The sequence below is a fragment of the Sphingomonadaceae bacterium OTU29LAMAA1 genome (genome assembly GCA_024072375.1).
Classification (GTDB): Bacteria; Pseudomonadota; Alphaproteobacteria; order Sphingomonadales; family Sphingomonadaceae; genus Sphingomonas.
The window spans coordinates 2,855,524-2,877,122 of the sequence record CP099617.1 but is presented as its reverse complement, the minus strand read 5'-3'; the positions used below and the strand labels follow the sequence as shown (position 1 = coordinate 2,877,122).

The following is a 21,599-nucleotide window of genomic DNA, read 5'->3' as shown; positions in this document are numbered from 1 at the left end:
GACCCTCTATCGATGGTGGCGTCGGTCAATCGTCGGTCCTGTCGATCACGAAGCAGTCGTGGCGCGGATCGTCGAGGACAGCGGCTGGTCCCCTCGTTACGCCTTCATGACGATGATGTCGGCGGGGATCGCCGTCCTCGGCTTGCTCCTGTCATCGCCGGCAGTGGTCATCGGGGCGATGCTGATCTCGCCGCTGATGAGTCCGATCCTCGGGTTCGGCTTCAGCCTTGCGCTCTTCGACTTTGCGGAGCTTCGACGCTCGCTGAAAGCGCTGGCGATCGGTGCGGCCGCAGCAGTTGCGTTTACTGCCCTGATCGTCACCATCTCACCGCTGCAGGCACCAACCGCAGAGATCGTCGCACGAACGCGACCCAATTTATTCGATCTTGCCGTTGCGCTGTTCGCCGCCCTGGCAGGCAGCTTCGCGATCATACGCGGGCGCGGTGAGACGATCGTCGGTGTTGCCATCGCCACCGCGCTCATGCCGCCTTTGGCAGTGGTCGGCTATGGGATCGCGACCCGCAACCTGCCCGTTGGGGCGGGTGCCTTAGCGCTCTTCGTTACGAACTTCATCACGATAGCGCTCTCTGCAACGGCAATGGCCCGCTTCTACGGCTTTGGGCACCACCTCTCGCGACGCCAGGGCTGGATGCAGACCATTGTGCTGGTCTTTGTTTTTGTAGCGCTCGCGGTGCCGCTTGGGATTTCGCTCAATCGGATCGGTCGCGAGGCGGTTGCGACCGCGCAGGCACGTTCTCTTCTTGCCGCGAAATTCGGCGAGGATGCGCGAGTGACGCAGCTCGACCTCGACTTCACAGCCGATCCTCTACTGGTCAGGGCTGTCGTAATCACGCCGAGAGCCGCCGCCAAGAAGACCCCTGCCATCCAGGATGTGCTCGTAGAGACCTTGGGGCGGCCGATACGCCTGGATCTCGACCAGATCCTGCTCGACCCCGGTGCCGGCGCCCTCGAAGTACAGCGCGAGGAGCTGAGGCAGGCGGGCGACGGTGCAAGCGCCGAAACGCAGCGCATGGCAGCACTCGCAAAGATGATTGCGCTGGTCACCGGCATCCCCGCCGACGAAGTGACGATCGATCGTGACCATCGTCGTGCTACGGCCGCAGCCACCCCCTTACCGGGCGCGACTCTGTCGACCTACCGGATGCTCGAGGCGCGGGCGACGAACGAGACCGACGGTTGGTCGGTCGCAGTGATCCCGCCGCAGGAGCCGTTGCCGGAGATTGCGTTTGCCGACAACGTCGACGCACTCGACACTGCCGCGCAGGCTGCGTTGGCGACGACGATCTGGGCGGCAAAGCGATGGAACATCCCGTCGCTCGCCGTGCCCGGTCTTCCCATCGAAGCGCCTGCCCGCCCCTCCCTGACGCAACGTCGCGCCCTTGCGATCGCCGGCGTCTTGCGAGCCCGGGGCCTGACACCCGTGCCCGCCGCTGCGGCAGGACAGCGCTATCGATTGATGCCAGCAACGCCCAGTCCGATACCCTAGCCGATGACCGCTGGGTTCCGCCGCCTCGCCGATTATCTCGGCTCCAGCTACTGGTTTGTGCCGACCATCATGGCCATCGCCGCCGTGCTGCTGGCGGGCGGCATGGTCGCACTGGATACGTTCGTCGGCTCGTCCTGGATGGACGGTTACGTCTGGCTATACGCCTCGAGACCGGATGGCGCGCGGCAGGTGCTGTCGTCGGTCGGCGGATCGATGATCACCGTGGCCGGCACGGTGTTCTCGGTGACCATAGCCGCAGTCGTGTACGCCTCGGGCCAGTACGGGCCGCGCCTGCTGACGAACTTCATGCGCGACCGCGGCAATCAGGTGACGCTCGGCACCTTCATCGCCACCTTCCTCTACTGCCTGCTGGTGCTGCGCACGATCCACTCGGCCGACGAGTCGGGCGGCTACGGGTTCGTGCCCAATCTTGCGCTGCTGGTCGGCGTGCTGCTGGCGCTCTGCTCGATCGCGGTGTTGATCTACTTCATCCATCACGTACCCAGCAAAATCCACATCAACAGCGTGATCGAGGATGTCGGTGACCGCCTGCTGCGCGGCATCGACGATCGCTTCCCGCGCTTCGTCGGCAGCGCGCCCGACGATCATGCCAGGACGGCTACGAACATCCCCGACACTTTCCGCGACGATGCCAGTGCGAGCGTCGGCGAGCAGCGTCGTATCGTCGTGGCCAGGGATACGGGGTACATCCAGTTCCTCGACGACGAGGCGGTCCTGCGTATCGCATCCAGGCATGACCTCGTGCTGCGTCTGCAATACCAGCCAGGTGACTTCGTCCACGTCGGCCGCGCTCTGGTCGAGGTCTGGCCGCCGGAGAAATGCGACGATGCCTGTGCGGACGATCTGCGCGATGCGTTCTCCGTCGGCTCGCGGCGCTCGGCCTTGCAGGACCTGCGCTTCCTCGTCGACGAACTGGTCGAGATCGCGGCACGGGCGCTGTCGCCCGGCGTCAACGATCCCTTCACGGCCGTAACGTGCCTCGACTGGCTGAGCGCTGCGATGTCCGATTTGGCCGGACGATCGCTTCCGTCACACCTTCGCGTCGACGACGACGGCGCCCTCCGCGTCATCGCGCATCCGACCACCTTCGCATCGCTGATGGATCGCTCGTTCGGCGCTCTCGCGCAATATTGCGCGGCCGACATGGTGGCGAGCCTGCGCTACCTGAATGCACTGGGCGAGGTGTCGCTCGACTGTGACGAGCCTGACCGGCTGACGACGATCCGGCTCTATGCCGACAGGCTGGAGGAACTGGCAGGTGAGGCGCTGAAGGGCTTCAACCTGACCCGCGTCCGAACCCGCACGGCCGAGCTCCGCACCGCGCTCGACCAACCCGACTACAAGCGTCGCCTGCGTGACGGCACCGCCTGGCTCTCCGGCACGGCCTGAGGAACAGCATGATGAACACTCCCTCGCCCAAGGCCATCCACCCGCCCGGGATCCGGGATCGATCTGCCGTTCCCCACAACGCAGGTGCTGTTCCACGATCAGAAAGAGGCAGGCGATGGCGATCGTCGACGCCAGCGCAAAGGCTGGCCGGCAGGTGACAATGTTCCCGAACCGCGCCACATCAACGCGCTGACCATCTCGCCCAGCGACAGCAAGGACTGACCAGATCGTGCTGACCCCGTTCGACGCCGCAGCGATCCTGATCGTCCTCGCCGCGGTGCTCGGCTATTTCAATCACCGCGTTCTGAGATTGCCCTCGTCGATCGGGCTGACGATCATGGGGGCGGTTGCCTCGCTGCTCGTCGTCGGGATCGACCAGCTGCTGCCCGGCAGCCAGGTCGGCGAACAGGTGGTCGGCTTCATCGCCGGCATCGACTTCCACACCACGCTGATGGACGGCATGCTGTCGTTCCTGCTCTTCGCCGGCGCGCTGCACGTGAAGTGGGACGACATGCGCCGGGGGCGCTGGCCGATCGTCGTGCTCAGCACCGTTGGCGTGCTGCTCTCGACCCTCATCATCGGCGGTGGCTTCCATCTGATCGCCGGCTGGCTCGGTCTTGCCGTGCCGCTGATCTGGTGCCTCGTCTTCGGCGCGCTGATCAGCCCGACCGACCCCGTCGCCGTCATGGGCATCCTCGGCCGGGCGGAGGTGTCGCCGACGCTGAAGGCGACGGTGGCCGGCGAAAGCCTGTTCAACGACGGCGTCGGTGTCGTCGTCTTCGCCATCCTGCTCGAAGCCGCGCTCGGCACCGAGCCGCTGTCGTTCGGCCACGGTGCGGCGCTGTTCCTCCAGGAGGCCGGCGGAGGCGTGCTCCTCGGGCTGGCGGCGGGCTGGATCGGCTACCGGGCGATGCGCACGATCGACGAGTACAATGTCGAGGTGATGATCTCGCTGGCGGTGGTGATGGGCGGCTATGCGCTTGCCGCGCAGCTTCACATCAGCGGCCCGGTCGCGATGGCGGTCGCCGGCCTGCTGATCGGCAACAAGGGCGTGGCGGACGCGATGAGCGACATCACGCGCGATTACCTCCTGAAGTTCTGGGCGCTGATCGACGATATCCTCAACGCCGTCCTGTTCCTGCTCATCGGGCTCGAGGTCGTGACCATCCCCTGGGACCCGCGGCTGATCGCACTCGGCCTCGCGGCCGTGCCGCTGGTGCTGCTCGCCCGCGGGATCGCGGTTGTCGCGCCCCTCGCCGTCCTGCGGCCGATCCTGTCGCTTGGACGCCTTGCGCCCCTGACGCTGATCTGGGGCGGCCTGCGTGGCGGCATATCGGTCGCCCTCGCCCTCGGCTTACCGGACGGCCCGGCGCGATCGATCGCGCTGGCCGCCACCTACATCGTCGTGCTGTTCTCCGTCATCGTGCAGGGCGGCACCATCGAGCGCGTGCTGGCGCGTGCCAAAGCTTACGCTGCGACATAGCGGATCGAAGGCAGTGGGAATCGTCAGCTGCATTGAAGAGCGAGGTACGCGCAGGGAATGAATGCGGAGTGAGCCTGCGTCGCTTAAATCCATGTAAGTGGCGCACTATTACGCTCGTCGGACAGGTGAGTTAATATCAAGGAAGCGGCAGGAAACGGGGTTCGATAGCAGGCGATCTTCGGGAGCGCGGTTGATTTCGCGATCATCGGCCTTGGTAATGATGGTCTGATTACCGACTGGAACAGCGGTGCCGAACGGGCCCCTGGATGGACCGCAGAGGATATCTGCGGTCAGCCAGCCGACCATGCAGGTGTCGAAATGCGCTGCTCGCTGGCAAAAGAGAGCGCGACCGATGAACGCTGGCACCTGAAGAAGGACGGTACGCGCTTCTGGACCAATGGCGAAATGATGCCGCTGCAATCAGTGGGTCTCACATCGGCTACGTGCTCGTGGCGGGCTTCGATGGGGTGATCAGTGCGGTCAATCCGGAGTGGATGACTACGCTATCAACCGATACCCGATTGACGAGGTGCTGGACGAGCAGGGCTACACTGTGATTGGTGCAGCTAATGGAGCGGCAGGTCTGAAGGTCTTGCAGTCCGGTGCACGCATCGAGCTGCTTATCACCGACGTCGGTCTGTCGCTCGTCACCGGCGCGCCGTTCTGCATAGTCAACGTTCGCGGCGGGCGCGAGAAGTTGGGACTGATGCGACAGCACGTCACCGCGATCAAGGCGGCCTGCGCGATCGGGGTGGGTGCCGCGGGTGAAGGAGTGGCGGTCGGCGCTCGCGAGATCACCTTCCGTCCGGGAAAGGTCGGCGCGGCCGAATACCGGTTTTTGGTCGGCACCGCCGGCTCAACGGGCCTTGTCGTGCAGACGGTGCTGATGCCGCGGCTTCTCGCCAGCGGTCCCTCGCGCCTCGTGTTGGGGGGTGGCCCCCACAACATGCTCGCGCCAGCCTTCGACTTCAACGCGAAAGCGTACCTGCCGCTCTCCCGCCGTATGGTCGAGGCGCGGCTAGCGCGGCATGGCTTCTACCCGCGCGGTGGCGGGCGATCGAGGTGCGCTGACGAAGGGGCGAGGCTCCCTTGGTGCTCACGCCCGCTCGGGACCTTCCGGGCTGCGGCATATCGTGGCCGCACGGACCCGAAGTCGAGTGACCCATATCCGGTCATTGACGTAGCTTCGATGCTGCTCAGCAACTGACATTCGTTCAGAACTACCCGCCTCGACATGACGGCCGCCAGGCCTGATACCTGCGGGGCAGTCTAAACCTGGAGCCTGAGCCATGTTTAAGATCGACCCGTCTCGTGCGATTGGCGCCTATGCCGCCGTCATGACCGCGATTGCCGGTTACGTCGTTCTCGGTGGCGCGACCGCTCCTCCAGCGAAGTTCAACACCATCGATGTGCGGCGGATTAATGTCCGCGAGGACGATGGCACCCTTCGGATGATCATCGCCGGACGCGACAACATCGGCGGCATTGTCATCGGCAAAAACGAGTATCCGCATCCGAACCGCACGGAGGCAGGCATGATCTTCTTCAATGACGAGGGTGCAGAGAATGGCGGTCTGGTGTTCAACGGCAAGATCGTCGCCGGAAAGCCCGTCAATGCCGGCAGCCTGACGTTCGATCGCTGGCACCAGGATCAGACCATACAGATGACGTCGGAGGAGGACGGTGCACGCCGCCACGCGGCCTTCATCGTCAATGACCGACCCGATGAGCCGATGCGTTTCGATCAAATTGGTAGGTTGGGAACCATGAAGGCGGGCCCCGCGAAAGACGCGGCGGTTCGCCAAGCTAACATGGTCGGCACGCAGCGGGTCTACCTTGGGAGCGCAGCTGATCGCAGCGCCGAGTTATCGCTTCGCGATGCCAACGGGCGGAAGCGCCTTGTGCTGCGTGTTGAGCCCGCCGGTGCCGCTTCGGTTACCTTCCTTGACGAAAAAGGCCGCGCGGTTAGCCGTGTAGCTCCAGGCAGCTGACGCCAAGACCCACAATCGGACATTCAGCGATCGTCAGGCGTGCTCCACAACCTGCCACTCGTTCATGTCGAAACCTACTTGTCCAAGGCGGTAAGCGACGACGCCTATCCGCTGGCAAACAGCGCCATCGGAGCCACAATCACGGTGAGCCTTCTGGCATCGGGGATGGTGAGGGAATCTTCGTAAAACACCTTCTCGCGCTCGTTGTCACACTTGATGATCAGGTCGCGACCACTATCAACAATTACTTGAAGGCTTTCCACGACATCGAAGCGGCGCGAATACATTAGAAGCTCACTGGCATCGAAAAACAGGATGTCGCAGTCATTATCGTAGACAAGGCGTTCGGACGCATCAAACATCGAATGCCCGTTAAACTGGACCTCGACCGAGCATTTCTCCCTTGTCTCTCGCATCTGCGCTGAAAGCATCGGGAAATAAATGCGGTACCTATTGGCGCTCGATGAGTGCTGAGGATCCGCAAGGAGTTCGAGGTAGTTTCTTGCAACTAGGTAGCCCAAAACCTCCGCGAGCGCCTCGCGGCCACCACGTCCGTTCGGATTATCGGCAAGACTGAAAAGGTCAAACGCCCGACCATTGTCGCTGTAGGTCATGGAGGTTGCTCCGAACTGGAGCGTTGCGATGGTCGCGCCCCCATACTTTATTGCGTTCTGCGCCATTTCTAGCAGCAGATCCGTCAACAGCCGCGGCAATGACGCAGCCGTCGGTGCTCCTATGCCATATTGGGCAATCCGCCATATTAGCGAAGGACCAATCCGGTAGTTCAGGTGATCGTCGAAGCTCATGTTGTCACCAGGATCGGTGATGTGCATAGAATCGCCTGCCAGCACCTCAAGCAGCCCGACCGTAGCGGGATCCCGCCTTATCTCTGGAAGCCGACCACGCGCTTGCAGCGCAGATACGACAGGGACGAGCAGCTCCGCTGCGCATTCCGCCGCAGCGATCTGATAATTCCGACTGAGACCCGTGCTGGCTAAATCACAGACGCCTCGAACCTGAATCCAAGGGAGATCCTTTAGATCCGGGACCAAGTCCCAGCCTTCCATCTCGCCCCCGATAATGTGAGGAAAGGCTACCAAGAGCGCATCGCGCGCCTCGTCGGCCGCGAAGAACTGCTCACCTGATGCAAGGACGCCGACCTTGGGCGCCTTCGAACGCTGGGAGACCTCCGCACTGAGGTCGGCCAATTCAGTTAGCCAAGGACTTATGCGTGAGATGGGTACGTGCCTTATCTGGCCGCCCTCGAAACGGAGTTGATTAACGGCCAAAAGCTCGCCCGACAGGATTACATCTCCAAGGCTGCAGGCACCTGGTGCTCCCCAAGCAATGCCCAATAAGATTACCGCCTTAGGTTTGGGCATGCGAGGATTGGACAAAATTTGGCGGGTGATCCGTCCCACAGCCTTGTCGGCCTGACCACCTGAGGTACCCGTCAAATGAAGGATCAACTGCTCGCCGCAGACACCAAGACGGGCGCCATCGTTCTCGATCCTGACGATCGCCTTCGCCGAGGGACTAAGAACGTTCGCGACCGCCTTGCGTTCATTCGAATTGGTGGTGAGCACAAGAACGTAGTTGTCGTCGAGGGCGCGCCTGAGCAATGCGATGTCTAGAGACTGCATTTTGGCTCCTTGGTTCAATGTATCGGTGGAAAAAAGTCGATGGCGTAAATACTCCGGCTCATTCAAAATTGCCTGCTGCTCAAGACCCAAACCCAGCCATTCAGACCGTAATGTCCGCGCGCCAGAAGCGGCCGTTCGTTCATCGCAACATCATACGGCAGCTACGCGCCCGAATAGCCGGCTGTATGCGAGGCCCGCCGCCTACCGCCACCTAGGGCTCCGGCGCATAGCGAGAACCAGATCAAAGAACGGCTTGCCCTCCGACGTCGGCACTAATCCCCATCCGTCGCAGGTTGTACAGTCCGAAGGGCCCATCTCGCCATAGCCAATGCGGCGCTTCTCTTCTGGCATATCGAACCAGCGGCCACTGCCGCCACAGTCGGGACAAAAAGACGAAAGCGCAGTCATTCAACATCTCCCTTCTCGCCAGTATCGGCCAGACGATTCCACGTTTATTACTATTCAGATGGCTCCATTAGTCGCTCATGTAGCGCGATTGTCTCGATCAACCAAAAATATCTTGAAGAGCGCTCGAGAAACATATCAATAATTTCCTATCTGCCGGCGTAGATCACAGCCGAAACATTTTGCCTGTTATGCCAAGCAATCCGGATCGCACTAGGAGGACTGCTGGCCGGACAATGGGCGACAGCCTTGGAACGCCGATCTTTCTTGTAGCAGGCGTTTAGGATCGCTGCTATCGTAGACGCTAAGATACAGGAGGCATTTCGATGCAAATCAAGCCCCGCATGGCTGGTCCGGCCAGCCTCGACCTACCCGTCACGAGCGTCGCGCTCCAGCGGCTGGTCGAAGAAGTCGCGGGCGGACGGACGATGTCGGCGGTGCGAGGATATAACCGTACGCACAACCGACATAATCGGTGACGGCGCAGCCGACCGGCGGATCACTCAGGACCGTCGACACGGTCCTTCTCAAAGTAGCCAGCCGCTGCAATCTCGATTGCGGCTATTGCTATGTCTATCACATGGGCGACGATAGCTGGCGCAGCCAGCCCAAGCTGATGTCCGAGCAGATCGCCGCGCGGGTCGCCGCTAGTCTCGGCGCCCAATATCACCGGCAGCAAACCCCGTTCAGTGTCGTTCTGCATGGCGGCGAGCCGCTGATGCTGGGGCCTGAGCGCCTGGCCACATTATGCGGCATGCTGCGCGCCGAGCTTCCGCATCCGTGCGGTATCCATGCTCAGACCAATGGCGTGCTACTGAGCGATGCGATCATCGATGTGCTGGTCGCCTATGATGTCGGCATTTCGATCAGCATCGACGGCCCGGCCAGCGTCCATGACCGGTTCCGTACCGATCACGCCCAGGCCGGCTCGCACGCGCGCGTCGCGGCGGGGATCGCGCGGCTGACCGCGCGAAGCGATGCGCTTCCGCTGTTCGCAGGCGTGCTCGCAGTTATCGATCCGACCAGTGATCCGGCCCAGGTCTACGCCGCGTTGAAAGCGACCGGTGCGCCCAGTCTCGACTTCCTCGTCCGCGACGGCAATTGGTCCCAATTGCCCTTTGGCAAAGCCGGACCTGGCTCGATCGAATATGGCGGCTGGCTCAGCAGGCTGCTCGCGCTCTATCTCGCAGACCCTGCGCCGCCTCGGATTCGCATTCTCGACGACATGATGCGGCTGCTGATGGGCGGCCAGAGCCAGAAGGAAGGCGTCGGGAACACCGACTATGGGATCCTGGTAATCGAACCCGATGGGCGGATCGACAAGAACGATACGCTCAAGGTCGCGCATCCGGGAGCCGACCGGTTCGAGCGGCAATGGTCGATCCTCGATCCACTCGAGGATTTTCTCGAAAGCGAGGCGTTCGACCAATATTACCGCCAGCAGCGCACGCTCGCCGATCAATGCCATGCCTGCCCCGATCTTGGCATTTGCGGTGGCGGCATGGTCGCGCATCGCTGGAGTGCGGTCGCCGGGTTCGACAATCCGACGATCTTTTGCGCCGATCAGCGCCACCTCATTGCCGAAATGCGTGGCGTCTTGGCGCGCATGGCGGCACAAGCTGCCTGAAAAGGACCTTCATGTTAGATACGCCCGCCCGTGACCTGGCCGACGCCTCGCCCGCACCGCTCGATCTGGTGCTGGCCGACAGCGTGGCGCTGCGCCGCCTCGTTGAGGAAGTCCGCAACGAGGCGCCGGTGACGCTGACCACGGTCTATAACCGGACCTATCACCGGCATAACCGCTAAAGGGCGATGCAGTGACCGGCGCCGCGTCTGCACCCGCGCCGCTCGCGATCAGCGGGCATGCGAAGACGCCCTTTCCCTATTTCGTCGCCGAACGGTGCCTCGAGCCTGGGGTCGAAGCAGCCCTGCTCGACTGGTTCGAAAGCGATGCGCCCTGGCGTCTCGTCGAGCATGATTTCTACGAACAATATGAGTTCAGCCTGTTCGATGCGCCTCCCCCAGGCATCGCCGTGGCTTTGGTGTCGGCCGAGGCGCTCGGCGCGCTGCGCCTCGCGATCGGCGACCATTTCGGCAAGCATCTGGGCCCGAGGGTCGAGCTGGTCGCGCACAAGCTCGTCGCGGGGCAGCGCATCGCCATTCACAATGATTTTCTCGATGGCGGCGAAACGCACCGCCTGACCGTCCAGCTCAATCGCGGGCTCGACGATGCGGATGGCGGCTTCTTCATGCTGTTCAACAGCTTCGACGCGGCCGATGTCCACAGGGTGCTGCGCCCGGTCAGCGGCACCGGGATCGGCTTCGAGATCGGCCCCCACTCGCACCATGCGGTTTCGCGCATGCACGGCGGCGAACGCTACACGCTGGTCTATTCATTCCATGCCACCGACGTCCCGTAACCCTGACCCCGGCCGGGCATGGCAGCCCGGCCTAGCGAAGGAATTGGTGGCCGCGTTCGCGCAGGCGCATGCCACGTATCGTGCTGCAGACTATGGCAGTGCCGCGTGGCTCGGCCTCGACAGCGCGGCAGGCCAGCAAGGCGACCCGGCGGCAGCTCTAAACATCGGCGCCGCCGCGACGCTGCAAACCAGCTCCGTTGCAGCACTAAACGCCGTTGCTGCCGCAAACGCGCGTACCGCCCCGATCCCCGGTCTGCCGCATGCGCGCTTCGAAATCCTACGTGGCCGCGCGCGCGAGCGCTATGCAGCGCTTGGACTCACTTTGACCAAGGCCCTCCCTGGTGAGGGCGCCGCGGCGCTTTTCGGCGATGCGTTCGACTTGCTGGCAGCCGGCCCCGGCCTGCGCGAAGCGGTCGAGGCGCTGGTGCAGCGCGCACACCCTCTGGTGCCGCGCGGCCCCGGCTATGACAGCAGCCATTCCGACCCCGAGCTGCCCTTTTCGATCTTCGTGTCGATCCCGGACGGGGAACCAGCGGCGGCGCTGCGGCTGGCGGAATCGATCCTTCACGAAGCAATGCATCTGCAGCTCAGCCTGGTCGAGGCGCACGAGCCATTGGTGCGCCAGCCCCAGCCAGGCGAGCGCGCCGCGACGGGCTATTCGCCCTGGCAAGACACGGAGCGCCCGATCGGCGGACTGGTCCACGGACTATTCGTCTTCCGAGTGATTTTCGACTGGCTGGGCGCGCTTAGCGCCAACCACCCGCACGATAGGGACATTGCCCACTACGCTGCGCGGCGGCGCAGCGAGATCGGGCAGGAAGTCGAACGCCTCAGCGATCTGGCGGCATCTCCCGCGCTTACCGCGCCCGGCAAGCGCCTGGTATTCGACTGGCTCGCCGGTGTCCGCGTTGCCCAGGCAGCCCAGGCTATGCGGCGCCTGCCAGCATGTCCTCGGCCATCGCGCTGAACTTCGAGGTCGGCAGCACTGCTTCGGCCAGGAAGGCTCGAGCGTCGGCGATGGTCTGAAGCGTCTCGGGCGTAGCGCCTTCCTCAGGGATTGCCGCGGCGCTGCGCATCAGATCGAGAATTTGAAACCGTTCCAAGCGCGCCTCGGTCAATGGCAAGCGATTGAGCCCGACATAGTCTACGGTCGCCTTGCCTTGGGGCGTCGCACCGACCGCTACTTCGTCCTTGAAGCGGATATGTTCGCGCGGATCGAGCGGACCGCCGGGATCGAGGATCAGCGGCGCTTCGGCAGCGACATCGCCGTGATGGTTGCGCGCGCGCGTCGCCGGGTCGCCAAGCGGGAAAAAGTTCTTCTTGTGGCTGCGGTTGCAGACCTGACAGCTATAATAGAGGTTGCTCCACACATAGCTGAGCCAATAATAGCCGGGATAGAGCCTGGCGTGGCGCCGGCCTTGCTGCGCGTATTTCTTGGGCCGGAAATGCTCGACATCGGCGGCGGCATTGGCCTCGAACATGCCCTCGCAAAAGCAGCATTTGCTGTGCTGGGCGGCGCGCAGCACGTCCTTGACCTGGGCATGGCCATAGATTGCCGAGCTGATTTCGAAATTGGCGGTGCCGGCATCAAAGGCGGCGGCGTCGCCGTCATAGAGCAGGCAATCGGCCGCGGTCGGCTGGACCCCTTCGAGAAGCTTGGCCGGCGCATCCGGCTTGACGACGCGGATCATTGCGCGCCGGACTGGCCGATCGCTGCCGCGGCACGTCTCAAGATGTCCATCGCCCGCTGATCCTGTTCGCGCTCGGCGGTGGGCAATTGGTGGACGAAGGCGTTGAGCCGGCTCAGCTCGGCGCGTTCGTCTTCGCTCAGCCGCGACTTGATCGCCAAGGCGTTGCGCCGCTCGATCGCCTGCTCGACCGAGAGAGGACGCGCCGACTCCAGGCCGAACAGCTCGCTGGTCAGGATCTGGTCGAGCCGCCAATTCTTGACGACCGCCGGATCGCTGACGATCGTGGCTTCGCCGTCATTGTCGTGCAGCACCGCCAAATTGGTTTCGAGCGCGTCCTGCGCCATCAGCGGGCTATGTGCCGTCGCGATGAACTGGACGGCGGGAAAATGCGCGGTGAGGTGGCGGCGGATCGAGCGCTGCCATTGCGGGTGGAGATGCAAATCGATTTCGTCGACGATGACGATCGCCGGCTCGAGCAGCGGGTTCGGGCAATCGGGATAATGGTTGAGCAACCGCCAGGCGATATCGGCGGTCCAGGCCATGACGGTCTGATAGCCAAGGCTCATCCGGCTGATCGGCACGACGCCGAACGGGGTCTTGATCCACACCCCGCCTTCCTCATCATCGTCTCCGGGCAACCGCGGCCCACGGATATCGATATCGTCGGGGCTTTCGAGATAGGGCAGGATTTCGACGAGGAGCGTCTTGAGGCTGGCGAGCTTGGCCTTGGCATGCTCGCGGTTCTTGAGCCGGAGATAATCGAGCCGCGACAGCGTCTCTTCGGGATCGAACAATTCAGCGGCGGCATTGAACAGCGAGTCGGTGCCTTCGCCTCCTGTTGAGCGTTCGAGATTGGCGCGGCCCATATGACGCCCCGCGCCATAGGCCAGGACCAGCGGCTCGACGGGCTTGCCGGGAAATCCGGCGTCGGGAATGACGTCCTTGATGCGGCCTTTGGAGCGAGTGATCTCGACCGAGGTGAAGATCTCGCGGCGCTTGCGGCGCCCCGAGCCGTCAAAGGTCGCCCCGGCGATCAGCTCGGCGCGGAGCGAAGCGGTCCGGTCGGTGCCCGAGCGGGCATAGGCCTTGAGGATCGCATTATCCTCCTCGCGCACCAGTTCCGGTTCGACCGGATTGGGGACCGCGCCATCGTCCTCATCGGGCGCTTCGTTGACGGTTGGGCGCATGCGGGCGAGGCATTGCAGCAACGTCGTCTTGCCGACGCCATTGTCGCCGAGGATCAAGGTCCATTGCGCAGGGCGGCCTTTGTCGTCGAGCAAGTCGAGAGACTGACGCGCGCCGAACGAGCGGATGTTCTCGAGCTCCAAGCGCGTGAAATAGACGGGTTGGCTTTGCAGTCTCATGCTCGTTGCGCTTTCGGGTCTTGCGAAAGAGCGAATCTGTTTCGCTGTCGTGCTGGAATAGCCTGAAGCACTGGCGGGCGCCACGCCTCGTATGGAGGGCGAGCGCCGTGGCGTCGGCTAGATGTGCGCCTAACCGCTCGATCAGCGTTTCGATTCCACGTCCGCTACGTCCGATCTGGCGCCCGGAAGCTGCCAAGCCGCAACCCGCCCAGTAGCTGCTATTGTAGCGTCGGGCTTCGCGAACGGCTGAAAGTGGGCCGCTTGCCGACAGGCGGGTTTCGGCTGTCGATCTCAGGAAAGCGGACCTATGTTCTGCCCGTAGCCCGAAGCCGCGAAAACCCAAAAGCCGATACTCAGGCTCCTTACAGGCCAACCGACTTGGGGCGTTAGTTCAGCTTGCGTGCTTGGCGATGGGGCCTTGCTTAGGTGATGTGGACTGAGACTGGTCCCGACGACGATTGCGTTTGCTGGGCGCGATCCGGAAGGTCTGCGCCTTCACGATCGCTCCGGTCTTTGCCGCGATGTCGGCAGACGTCGCGTTGAGCCTCGTGGCGATGTCCTCGCAGGTCGGCGTGGAGCCGTCCGGCATTGCGCCCTTCGCCTTCTTCCCGAGATCGACGATCAGATAGATGCCGTGCCTGACGCGCGGCGTGAGGAGATACTGGTCCACCAGCTGCGAACGGAACTTGTCGAGCAGCTCCTCATATTTCCAGCCGTGTAACAGCTTGATCTCGATCACGACGATCGCGCTGCCATTGCTGCGCAGCTCTACGCGGAGGTCGGTTCGGGTCGCGCTGGACGTCTCGGCTTCCTGCACGATCGAGAACCAGGTCCGCCGCCGGCTGTCCAGCGCATGGCCCAGCCAGGCCCGGAAGTCTGATTCGAGGATGGTGGTCGGGAACAGACCCCGGCGATCGAACTCCGCGGTCGCGAGTTCTTGCTCCAGGTCGGCGACCATCGCGCTGATTCGGGCGAGGAGCTCGTCGCCGGATGCTGGGGCTTCGGCGAGATCGCCACCCATTCCGATTATCGTGGCGTGCGTCCAGGGGCGCGGCTTCACCGCCTGCTGACCGTAACGGTGGCGCCAGCGATCGGCCCATTCGGACGATTCCGGGACGACATGCGCCTCGAGCAGTCGCTCCAGTGCATCGCGCTCAGCGGTGTCGAAGTCGGCGCTCAGCAGTTCGCCGATGCTGCTGCGCAGATGCTGGAGATTGTCGCGCTCGCCCACCGAATGCGGGCCTTCCTTCATGGGAGGGTCGTCGCCGGGTGCGACATGGGAGTAGGCCAGGTCGGCAAAGCGGTAGCGGATTTCGAGCGAGGCGGGAGCGGCCTTGGTTTCCCTGTCGAACAGCCGAGAGTAGATCCCGAGTCCGTCGGCGACGATCGACGCATCGAGCGCCATCCAGCAGAGCAGCGAGCGGAGAGCACCTTCGTCCTTCTCTGCCCAGACGGGTAGCCAGTTCAGTGCGCGTTTGACCGAATCCTCATGCCATGCCTCGCGCGCGTGCCGCGCCGCGAAGGCGGGGAGCAGCTCCTCGATCTTAGGGTCGGCACGCAGGATCCGGACGATCCGCTCGATGTCGATGCCATCTATCACACGCAATGACGCGATGGCGGCGAACAGCGGTGCGGATAGAGGCGTCCTGATCTCCTCGTCCAGGTGAGAGACGGTGGAGAGGAACCGGCTGTATGATCCCGCTTCACTGTGGGTTGCCGACGCGATCTCGTCGGCCAGAAGCGGCGTGACCAGATCCTTCCACGCTCCTGGGTTTGCGAGCGCCAGCCCGGTTGCCCACTCCGGCCAGTCGGTCGCGAATAGAAGCGCCGCCCGCATCGCCGCGGTGGGGTCGACGCCGGGCATCGACCGATCCGCGTTCCATGCGTACTTGAAGCCTGCCTGCGCGAGAATGTCGGTTCCGAGGACTCGTCGCCCGCGATCGACGGGCCGGTAGGTGCGCGCGTATGCGCGCGCACCGTCGATCAGCACCGCGCCCAGGCGCTCGCCGAAGCGTCTGACGAGATCGGCTTCGAAAGGCGGATCGTAGCGCTCGCCCAGAACGAGGCTGGTGAGCAATGCGGAAGCGGTGCCTCGGCGCAGCGATGCCCAGCCGAGCCATATGTCCAGGCGAAGGCGCATCGCGGCCGACATTCGGTTAAAGAACCCGCGGCCCCCTGCGTCCGGATCGTATCTCCTCCAGGATCGGCGTGCGCGGTATCGGCGCCACGGCGCTAGCAGCGGGTCGGTCGTCACCTGCCTGACGACGGACCAGTCGCGCTTGCCATCTTTCGTCGCCACCCACGCGATGGTCAGCCGTGCCTTGATCCGGTCCGCCTTGGCGAAGCGATCGGCGACGAAGACGGCAGACTGGGCGTAGTCGCGTCGCTCCTCGCCGTCGCTCTGACCATAGCGTTCCAGGAACCATCGCAGGTCCGCCCGGTCCACGCCCGCGCGGTAGACCGACCAGTCGATGTGCTCGATATAGGCAAAGGCGCTATGCTTACGCCTCTCTTTGGTCGCCAGCCGTTCATAGAGCGCGTGGCGGAATTCGGCGTTCGAGGTCAACGCCGCCGGAACGGGCGAACCGCGGCGCGACATCGAGAACGACGCACCCAGTTTGTTCGCGTGGCGGACGCGATCGTAGATGAGCAGATCGCGCTCCATGTCGAACTGGGAAGTCTCCGCGAGATAGCGGGCGGTGATCTCGAGCAGCCCGCGCAGCAGGACAGTCGCCCGACGGTGCATCTTCGGGATGGCGTGCCCGAATGGACTATAGTCCGGATCGGGCACATCGAAGCAGAGCCGGTCTAGGCCGACCAGCCAGTCCGCGAGGTCGGCCGATGGCGCGCTTGTGGCCAGCCAGCGGGCGACTGACTTCGCTTCGTGGCTGTAATCCTTGCCATGGATCTGGCTCAGTAGCGTTAGCGCGTCGGCGACGCCGATCGCGTTCGGATAGGCGGCGGTGACCAGATCGAGCAGGAAGTGATCGTTGCGGCTCCTGCCGAATGCCTCGTCACTCGAGACGGTGGGGCCGCCGGTGGAGATGAAGTGCTTGGCCAAAGCGCGAAGGTCGTCGCTCCCGCCGCAGGCGAGCAGTGCCCGCATCGCGAACATCCGATCGCCCGAACTACGCGAGAAGTCACAGAGCATCGACACCAACTTCGGTACCGCGGACGCGTAGCGGCCCGCCTCGACCATCTGCATGAGATGGTCGAACAGGTCGCCAGCGGGCGGGACCGCGAGATGCCCGACGATGGCGTCTTCGAGTTCGGGTCGCGCGAACCGGCGCAGCTCGCCGACCTCGAACATGAACTCGCCGTGGAAGCGTCCCGGACCCAGTCGTAAGTGCTGCTCCAGCGCCGCCACCCGGTCCTCCAGCGCCAGGCTTCTCGGATCGCCGCCCTCGATGATCCAATGCGGCGCCGCGTTGATCATCCTGCGGAGCGTGGTCGGATCATAGGAGGCGAGCCAGGCGAGCATGCTGCCGTAGACGATCGGCACTCGCGGTTCGCCGAAGGCGCTCTTGATGAAGCGATCCGTGATCGACAGCGCCGACGCGCCCTCGTCGATGCGGTCGCGCAGCCACTGCGCTGCCAGCAGGTCCCGGGCTTCGCGACGATAGAAGCGGACCCTTGCCTGCCCGGCCGGGACGAACAATGGACAGGCCAGCAGCTGACGGATGCCGTCCGGCGACAGAGCAGCGTGTCCGCCCGCCAGCAGTTCCTGGGGATCGACGCAGTCCTTCCTCGCCGCCCCCACGGCGATGTCCATCGTCTGCGCGACGATCGTGGCAAAGGCGAGGAACCGGGCGGCCCTGACACCCGTGCTGAGGTCCAGCTGCGACCGACGCGTGTCGCCGCCCTGCTCGGCCAGGCGGCGGCGGACCGAGGTGTCGAGCAGCCCGCCGCGTGACGAGAACCGCGCCGCGAGGTCGGGCGTGCCTTCGAACTCGAGATAGGTGTCGAGATAGAGGATCGCGTCGAGGGGCGTCACGATGTCGGCGATCGCCTCGCTTTCTGTAAGCAAGGCGATGGCGTCATCGCCGCCGCGGTCTTGCGCCAGCAGGCGTACGCGAGTGCCGTCCAGCGGGGCGAAGGTGGCGTTGAACACGGAGATCGGCTCGGGATCGGTCCGCGCCGCGCTCATCGCGGCGGCTAATTCGTCCAAAGCTTTCTGCTCGACGTCGTCGAACCATTCGGAACTCCGGCACGACACGAAGATCGAGATCCGACCGAAGTGCGGTCCGAGCGCGAAGCTCAGCGCACGGAGCGCATCCCGCAGTGGGCGGGCTGTCCGCGCCTGTGGAAGTTTCGCCTCATCGACGGCGTCGAGGAAGAATTCCGCCGGACGGTTGGCCTTTACCCATTCCTCGAAGCGCGCCCTGCAGTCCGGCGTTTCGTGCGCGCCCTCCAAAGGCCCCGAGCAGAGCCGTTCGACCCGGAAGAAGAATGCGTCCCGGTTCGCGCTGCGGACTTGGTCCACCTGCCGCATGAACTCGACGGTCTTGCCCGACCCCGCCTGGGCCAAAAGCGCCACGACGCGAGAGCGCTCACGCAGCCATTTCCAATCCCGCGGCTTGTCCGCCAGCGCCTCCGCCCAGTATTCGGCGGAGTCGGAGGTAGTCGCTCGCTCGAAGCGGCGATCCAGCGGGACAGTGTCGTTCGGCGCGAGCGCCATCACGCCGCCCACGACGAGCGACGGGAAGTCATTCCGCCGCGACCAGCCGCGTCGCGACAGTCACGACGGCGTGCGCGCACGCGTGAGGCGTTACTACGTTCTGCGGTCGATCGATCTTCATTCCGACATACTGCGGTACCTGAGCACGATGGTCCACCGTCAACTCGGCCACCCTTGTGTGGTGCTGCATCGCCTTCATCGGGACGAGCGGCGGCGGGCCGCAGTTCAGATAGCCTGGCGGGTCTGAGCCTCGATCCGCGCCGGTGCTGATAGAAGGAACCAGGGCGATCTGTCGGGGAGCAGCAGGCTTGCCAGCAGGACCGTCATCGCTACCGCCGGTTGATCGGGAGCCGGAAGGCTCGGCCACGCCGCCTCCAGCCCCGCGATCGTCCAGAAGTCGTGGCCGATCACGAACACTGCGTTCATGCCGCCCATGATGTGATTCTGGCCGAACTGCCGGTAGTCGTCAGCGAGGTAGGCGTTCAGCGGGAGGTGGTCGAGATCACTGAGTGAGGCGTCGAACTCTTCGGCCAGATCGAACAGGCTGGAAAGGCGCAGCAACGCGAGGACCAGTTCGGTCGGTTGCGCGGCCATCTCGGCGGTCAGCTGCTTAGGCTGGTTTCCCCGCGCGACCAGATAGGCCAGTGTCTTCGAGCCATCGAGATCGCACCGCGCGACCCGTCCTGCGCAGGCGACCGTCGATGCGAACATGTGTCCCAGAACCCGTTCGGCGGCATCGGTCATCCCCGCCGCCGCGCACGCCGTCATCGCCGACATGACGTAGGGTGCCTGGCAATCACTCATCGCCACGAGCGAGAGCGAATAGGTGTCAAAGATGCGATCGAAGAGCGAAGCGAGCCTGCCTGCGGCCGGATCCGTGTCCCGACCCATGAGGCGAGGCGTGTGGATCGCGAATCCCGCCCATCCGATCAGCTTCGACAGCCTGATCGGCAGATGGTAGAGATCGCCAAGGCCGCCTGTGACGAGCGCGTATCGATAGGCGTCCACGGCATCGACGACGTCGCCGATGGCCAGTTCGACCAACCCGGCTATCTCGATGCATTGGGCGGAGAGATTCCGAATGACCGCGGGCTCGTCGCAGAACGGCAGGAGTGCTACGGTGCACGCCGCCCTGACCTCGATCTCGCGGAACCGGTCCTGCGATGCCCGAGCGCGCGCGGCGAAGGTCTCCGATACACGTTGGATGAGGTTGAGCAGGACGGCGGGTTCGCCCTTGAGCGCATCCATCATCGGTGCGAGCCGATCGAGGAACTGGCGCGGATCCCACCGCGTCGGGACCGAGACATAGGGTTCCCACAGTCGCGGCAACCCCGCGCCGATCGCGGTGGCGGTGTCGGCGTCCGGCCACCCGGCCAACACGCTGCGCAAGGGGGCGTCACCCCTGCCGGCATGCGGATTCTTGCAGAAGCTGGACGGGCCATAGAGGTTGAGGCCCCAGACCACCGGCGTCTGTGCGCCGGTGGCCCCGACGCGTTCCGATACCGCGCGGCCGATCTCGACGAGGTCGAGTGCGGGGTTGCCATCCTGCAGGAACACGTCGCCTCGGATGCAATCGAGCAGCGCCGCGGTGCCGATTCCGTGGCCGCCGGTTTCGATCGCGATCTCGTTGGATGCCGCGGTTGCCAGCAAGGTGACGCCGGGTGTGCCGAACTCGCCCATCACCTCCGATTTGAGGATCACGTTGAGGTCCGAGATGAGACCGCCGGATTGGCATGCGTCGATGACCAGATACGTCTGCTTCGGAGCCGCTTCCGCAATCATCCGGAACAGGTCGGCGAGCGACAGCGCGGTGGCGGAAAGGGCATTCAGCCGCGCATCCCGCAACGCCATGTAGAAGCTGCCGCTGCTTGCCGCGCCATGGCCCGCGAAGGTGATGGTCAGCGTGTCCAGCGCCTCGCCTTCGAAGAGCATGGTCGCAAGTGCGCCACGAACGTCTTGTAGCGTCGGCGACAGGAGTAGGCGCGACCGCGCCGCATCGTAGTCGCCGATGCTCGGTTCGATCAAAAGTCTGAACAGGGCGTCGGCATCCGCCTCCGCGCAGGTCAGGCTATTGAGATGGTCGTAGGCGTTGCACCCGATCGCCAGCAGGGCACGTCCACTCATCCGGCAGCCCGCTTGAACTTCCCCTTCCGCTCGGCTTCGCGGTCCAGCGCGTCCTTGATTTTCTCGGCCTTCACACGCTCGATTTCGGCGTTGAGCTCGGGGGGCACCTTGCTCATCTCCTCGGGCAGCCGGGCGTATAGTTCGGGGCCAACGTGCATCTGGGGCATGCTGACGTTCCCTTCGCGATCGACCCCGAGTTCGAGCTTGCGGAACATCTCCAGCATCGACTGGGCGAACGATCCGGTGGTCTTGGCATCGACGACGTTGCCGACCTTCTGCGCTGCCGCCCCCACTACACCATACATATTCTGCGCGAACTGCCTGTCCATCTCCTCGCTGATGGGGAAGATCGTTCGACCGATCAGACTGAGATCGTTGTCGGCGATGTCCTTGAACGGTATCGTCCATTCTGCCGAGATGGAGTGCATCGTCGTATCGGGTTCCGGATCGCGTGCCGAATGCACCCAATTGCTTCCGTGGTTCATTCGCAGCACGTTGTGGTCACTGACGAATGTTTGGCGCGTCTTTTCCTGCAGCCTGCCCATAAGCGCGGTGAGCGATCTGTCAAAAGCTTCATCGTCCACGGGACGTTCGAAGCACCGGATGCGGGGATCCGCATCGTTTGGCTTTGCCTCGGGCTGTTCGTTGGCGTTGGCCATACGACACTTTAGCATGGGTCACGGATTGGCCAATAATCATCATCCGTAAACCGCGCTACGTCCACTCCCAGGAATCACAGATCGCGCGCTCGACGTCTGAAATTGAGGCGCATAGCTGCCGCTGTTGGCTTCATGAACGAACGTCTGCTTACGCCACCTGGACGCCCCCAAAGCGGACTGACCGATATCCACCCGGTTTGGACAGAGCCGACAGACGTAATACC

The 21,599-nt window shown here is 63.9% G+C and carries 18 protein-coding genes; 11 read left to right on the top strand and 7 right to left on the bottom strand.

Features of this window, described 5'->3' with window-relative positions:
- Positions 1 to 58: 58 nt before the first annotated feature.
- The 4 genes from NF699_13980 (at position 59) to NF699_13965 (ending at position 4,400) form a co-directional block, all read left to right on the top strand.
- Positions 59 to 1,507, top strand: a complete 1,449-nt coding sequence (locus NF699_13980) for a DUF389 domain-containing protein (GenBank protein USU04149.1) — start codon at positions 59 to 61, stop codon at positions 1,505 to 1,507.
- 3 nt (positions 1,508 to 1,510) lie between these two features.
- Positions 1,511 to 2,917, top strand: a complete 1,407-nt coding sequence (locus NF699_13975) for a DUF2254 domain-containing protein (GenBank protein ID USU04148.1) — start codon at positions 1,511 to 1,513, stop codon at positions 2,915 to 2,917.
- Between the two features lie 84 nt (positions 2,918 to 3,001).
- Entirely contained in the window at positions 3,002 to 3,139 is a 138-nt protein-coding gene (locus NF699_13970; GenBank protein ID USU04147.1) for a hypothetical protein, read from the top strand.
- A gap of 7 nt (positions 3,140 to 3,146) precedes the next feature.
- Positions 3,147 to 4,400, top strand: a complete 1,254-nt coding sequence (locus NF699_13965; GenBank protein USU04146.1) for a sodium:proton antiporter — start codon at positions 3,147 to 3,149, stop codon at positions 4,398 to 4,400.
- A gap of 108 nt (positions 4,401 to 4,508) precedes the next feature.
- Here NF699_13965 and NF699_13960 read toward each other — a convergent pair whose 3' ends face one another.
- On the bottom strand, positions 4,509 to 4,820 hold the full coding sequence (locus NF699_13960; protein ID USU04145.1) for a hypothetical protein: 312 nt from the start codon (positions 4,818 to 4,820) through the stop codon (positions 4,509 to 4,511).
- Between the two features lie 70 nt (positions 4,821 to 4,890).
- Between NF699_13960 and NF699_13955 the strand changes: the two genes are divergently transcribed.
- Positions 4,891 to 5,607 (top strand): hypothetical protein, encoded by a 717-nt coding sequence (locus NF699_13955; protein USU04144.1) that lies wholly within the window; start codon positions 4,891 to 4,893, stop codon positions 5,605 to 5,607.
- An 82-nt stretch (positions 5,608 to 5,689) separates the two neighbouring features.
- Positions 5,690 to 6,391 carry a hypothetical protein gene (locus NF699_13950; protein ID USU04143.1) on the top strand — a complete coding sequence of 234 codons (702 nt, stop codon included), beginning with the start codon at positions 5,690 to 5,692 and terminating at the stop codon, positions 6,389 to 6,391.
- A gap of 104 nt (positions 6,392 to 6,495) precedes the next feature.
- On the opposite strand, the gene NF699_13945 is transcribed toward NF699_13950, so the two are convergent.
- On the bottom strand, positions 6,496 to 8,124 hold the full coding sequence (locus NF699_13945) for a hypothetical protein (protein USU04142.1): 1,629 nt from the start codon (positions 8,122 to 8,124) through the stop codon (positions 6,496 to 6,498).
- 641 nt (positions 8,125 to 8,765) lie between these two features.
- Here NF699_13945 and NF699_13940 point away from each other — a divergent pair.
- The 5 genes from NF699_13940 (at position 8,766) to NF699_13920 (ending at position 11,826) form a co-directional block, all read left to right on the top strand.
- The gene (locus NF699_13940; protein ID USU04141.1) at positions 8,766 to 8,918 is read left to right on the top strand and encodes a hypothetical protein; all 153 of its coding nucleotides are present in this window, start codon (positions 8,766 to 8,768) and stop codon (positions 8,916 to 8,918) included.
- Positions 8,919 to 9,019: 101 nt separating this feature from the next.
- Positions 9,020 to 10,066, top strand: a complete 1,047-nt coding sequence (locus NF699_13935) for a radical SAM protein (GenBank protein USU04140.1) — start codon at positions 9,020 to 9,022, stop codon at positions 10,064 to 10,066.
- Positions 10,067 to 10,077: 11 nt separating this feature from the next.
- Positions 10,078 to 10,245, top strand: a complete 168-nt coding sequence (locus NF699_13930) for a hypothetical protein (GenBank protein ID USU04139.1) — start codon at positions 10,078 to 10,080, stop codon at positions 10,243 to 10,245.
- Between the two features lie 11 nt (positions 10,246 to 10,256).
- Positions 10,257 to 10,859: a 2OG-Fe(II) oxygenase gene (locus tag NF699_13925; protein ID USU04138.1), complete on the top strand. Its 603-nt coding sequence runs from the start codon at positions 10,257 to 10,259 to the stop codon at positions 10,857 to 10,859.
- 46 nt (positions 10,860 to 10,905) lie between these two features.
- Positions 10,906 to 11,826 carry an HEXXH motif-containing putative peptide modification protein gene (locus NF699_13920; protein USU04137.1) on the top strand — a complete coding sequence of 307 codons (921 nt, stop codon included), beginning with the start codon at positions 10,906 to 10,908 and terminating at the stop codon, positions 11,824 to 11,826.
- Here the strand turns inward: NF699_13920 and NF699_13915 are convergent.
- The 5 genes from NF699_13915 to NF699_13895 form a co-directional block, all read right to left on the bottom strand.
- Positions 11,786 to 12,550 (bottom strand): hypothetical protein, encoded by a 765-nt coding sequence (locus NF699_13915; GenBank protein ID USU04136.1) that lies wholly within the window; start codon positions 12,548 to 12,550, stop codon positions 11,786 to 11,788. The two genes, NF699_13920 and NF699_13915, sit on opposite strands and share 41 nt — an antisense overlap.
- The gene (locus NF699_13910; GenBank protein ID USU04135.1) at positions 12,547 to 13,914 is read right to left on the bottom strand and encodes an AAA family ATPase; all 1,368 of its coding nucleotides are present in this window, start codon (positions 13,912 to 13,914) and stop codon (positions 12,547 to 12,549) included. Before NF699_13910 ends, NF699_13915 begins: the two co-directional genes overlap by 4 nt.
- A 391-nt stretch (positions 13,915 to 14,305) precedes the next feature.
- Positions 14,306 to 18,592 carry a hypothetical protein gene (locus NF699_13905; protein ID USU04134.1) on the bottom strand — a complete coding sequence of 1,429 codons (4,287 nt, stop codon included), beginning with the start codon at positions 18,590 to 18,592 and terminating at the stop codon, positions 14,306 to 14,308.
- 225 nt (positions 18,593 to 18,817) lie between these two features.
- Positions 18,818 to 20,716 carry a caspase family protein gene (locus NF699_13900; protein ID USU04133.1) on the bottom strand — a complete coding sequence of 633 codons (1,899 nt, stop codon included), beginning with the start codon at positions 20,714 to 20,716 and terminating at the stop codon, positions 18,818 to 18,820.
- Positions 20,713 to 21,375 (bottom strand): hypothetical protein, encoded by a 663-nt coding sequence (locus tag NF699_13895; GenBank protein ID USU04132.1) that lies wholly within the window; start codon positions 21,373 to 21,375, stop codon positions 20,713 to 20,715. Before NF699_13895 ends, NF699_13900 begins: the two co-directional genes overlap by 4 nt.
- Between the last annotated feature and the right edge of the window lie 224 nt (positions 21,376 to 21,599).

Bases quoted from the DNA above. Each gene is read 5' to 3' on its own strand.
- NF699_13910 (USU04135.1), bottom strand. From the start codon at position 13,914: ATGAGACTGCAAAGCCAACCCGTCTATTTCACGCGCTTGGAGCTCGAG.
- NF699_13940 (USU04141.1), top strand. From the start codon at position 8,766: ATGCAAATCAAGCCCCGCATGGCTGGTCCGGCCAGCCTCGACCTACCC.
- NF699_13900 (USU04133.1), bottom strand. From the start codon at position 20,716: ATGAGTGGACGTGCCCTGCTGGCGATCGGGTGCAACGCCTACGACCAT.
- NF699_13895 (USU04132.1), bottom strand. From the start codon at position 21,375: ATGGCCAACGCCAACGAACAGCCCGAGGCAAAGCCAAACGATGCGGAT.
- NF699_13975 (USU04148.1), top strand. From the start codon at position 1,511: ATGACCGCTGGGTTCCGCCGCCTCGCCGATTATCTCGGCTCCAGCTAC.
- NF699_13930 (USU04139.1), top strand. From the start codon at position 10,078: ATGTTAGATACGCCCGCCCGTGACCTGGCCGACGCCTCGCCCGCACCG.
- NF699_13915 (USU04136.1), bottom strand. From the start codon at position 12,550: ATGATCCGCGTCGTCAAGCCGGATGCGCCGGCCAAGCTTCTCGAAGGG.
- NF699_13950 (USU04143.1), top strand. From the start codon at position 5,690: ATGTTTAAGATCGACCCGTCTCGTGCGATTGGCGCCTATGCCGCCGTC.
- NF699_13905 (USU04134.1), bottom strand. From the start codon at position 18,592: ATGGCGCTCGCGCCGAACGACACTGTCCCGCTGGATCGCCGCTTCGAG.
- NF699_13935 (USU04140.1), top strand. From the start codon at position 9,020: ATGGGCGACGATAGCTGGCGCAGCCAGCCCAAGCTGATGTCCGAGCAG.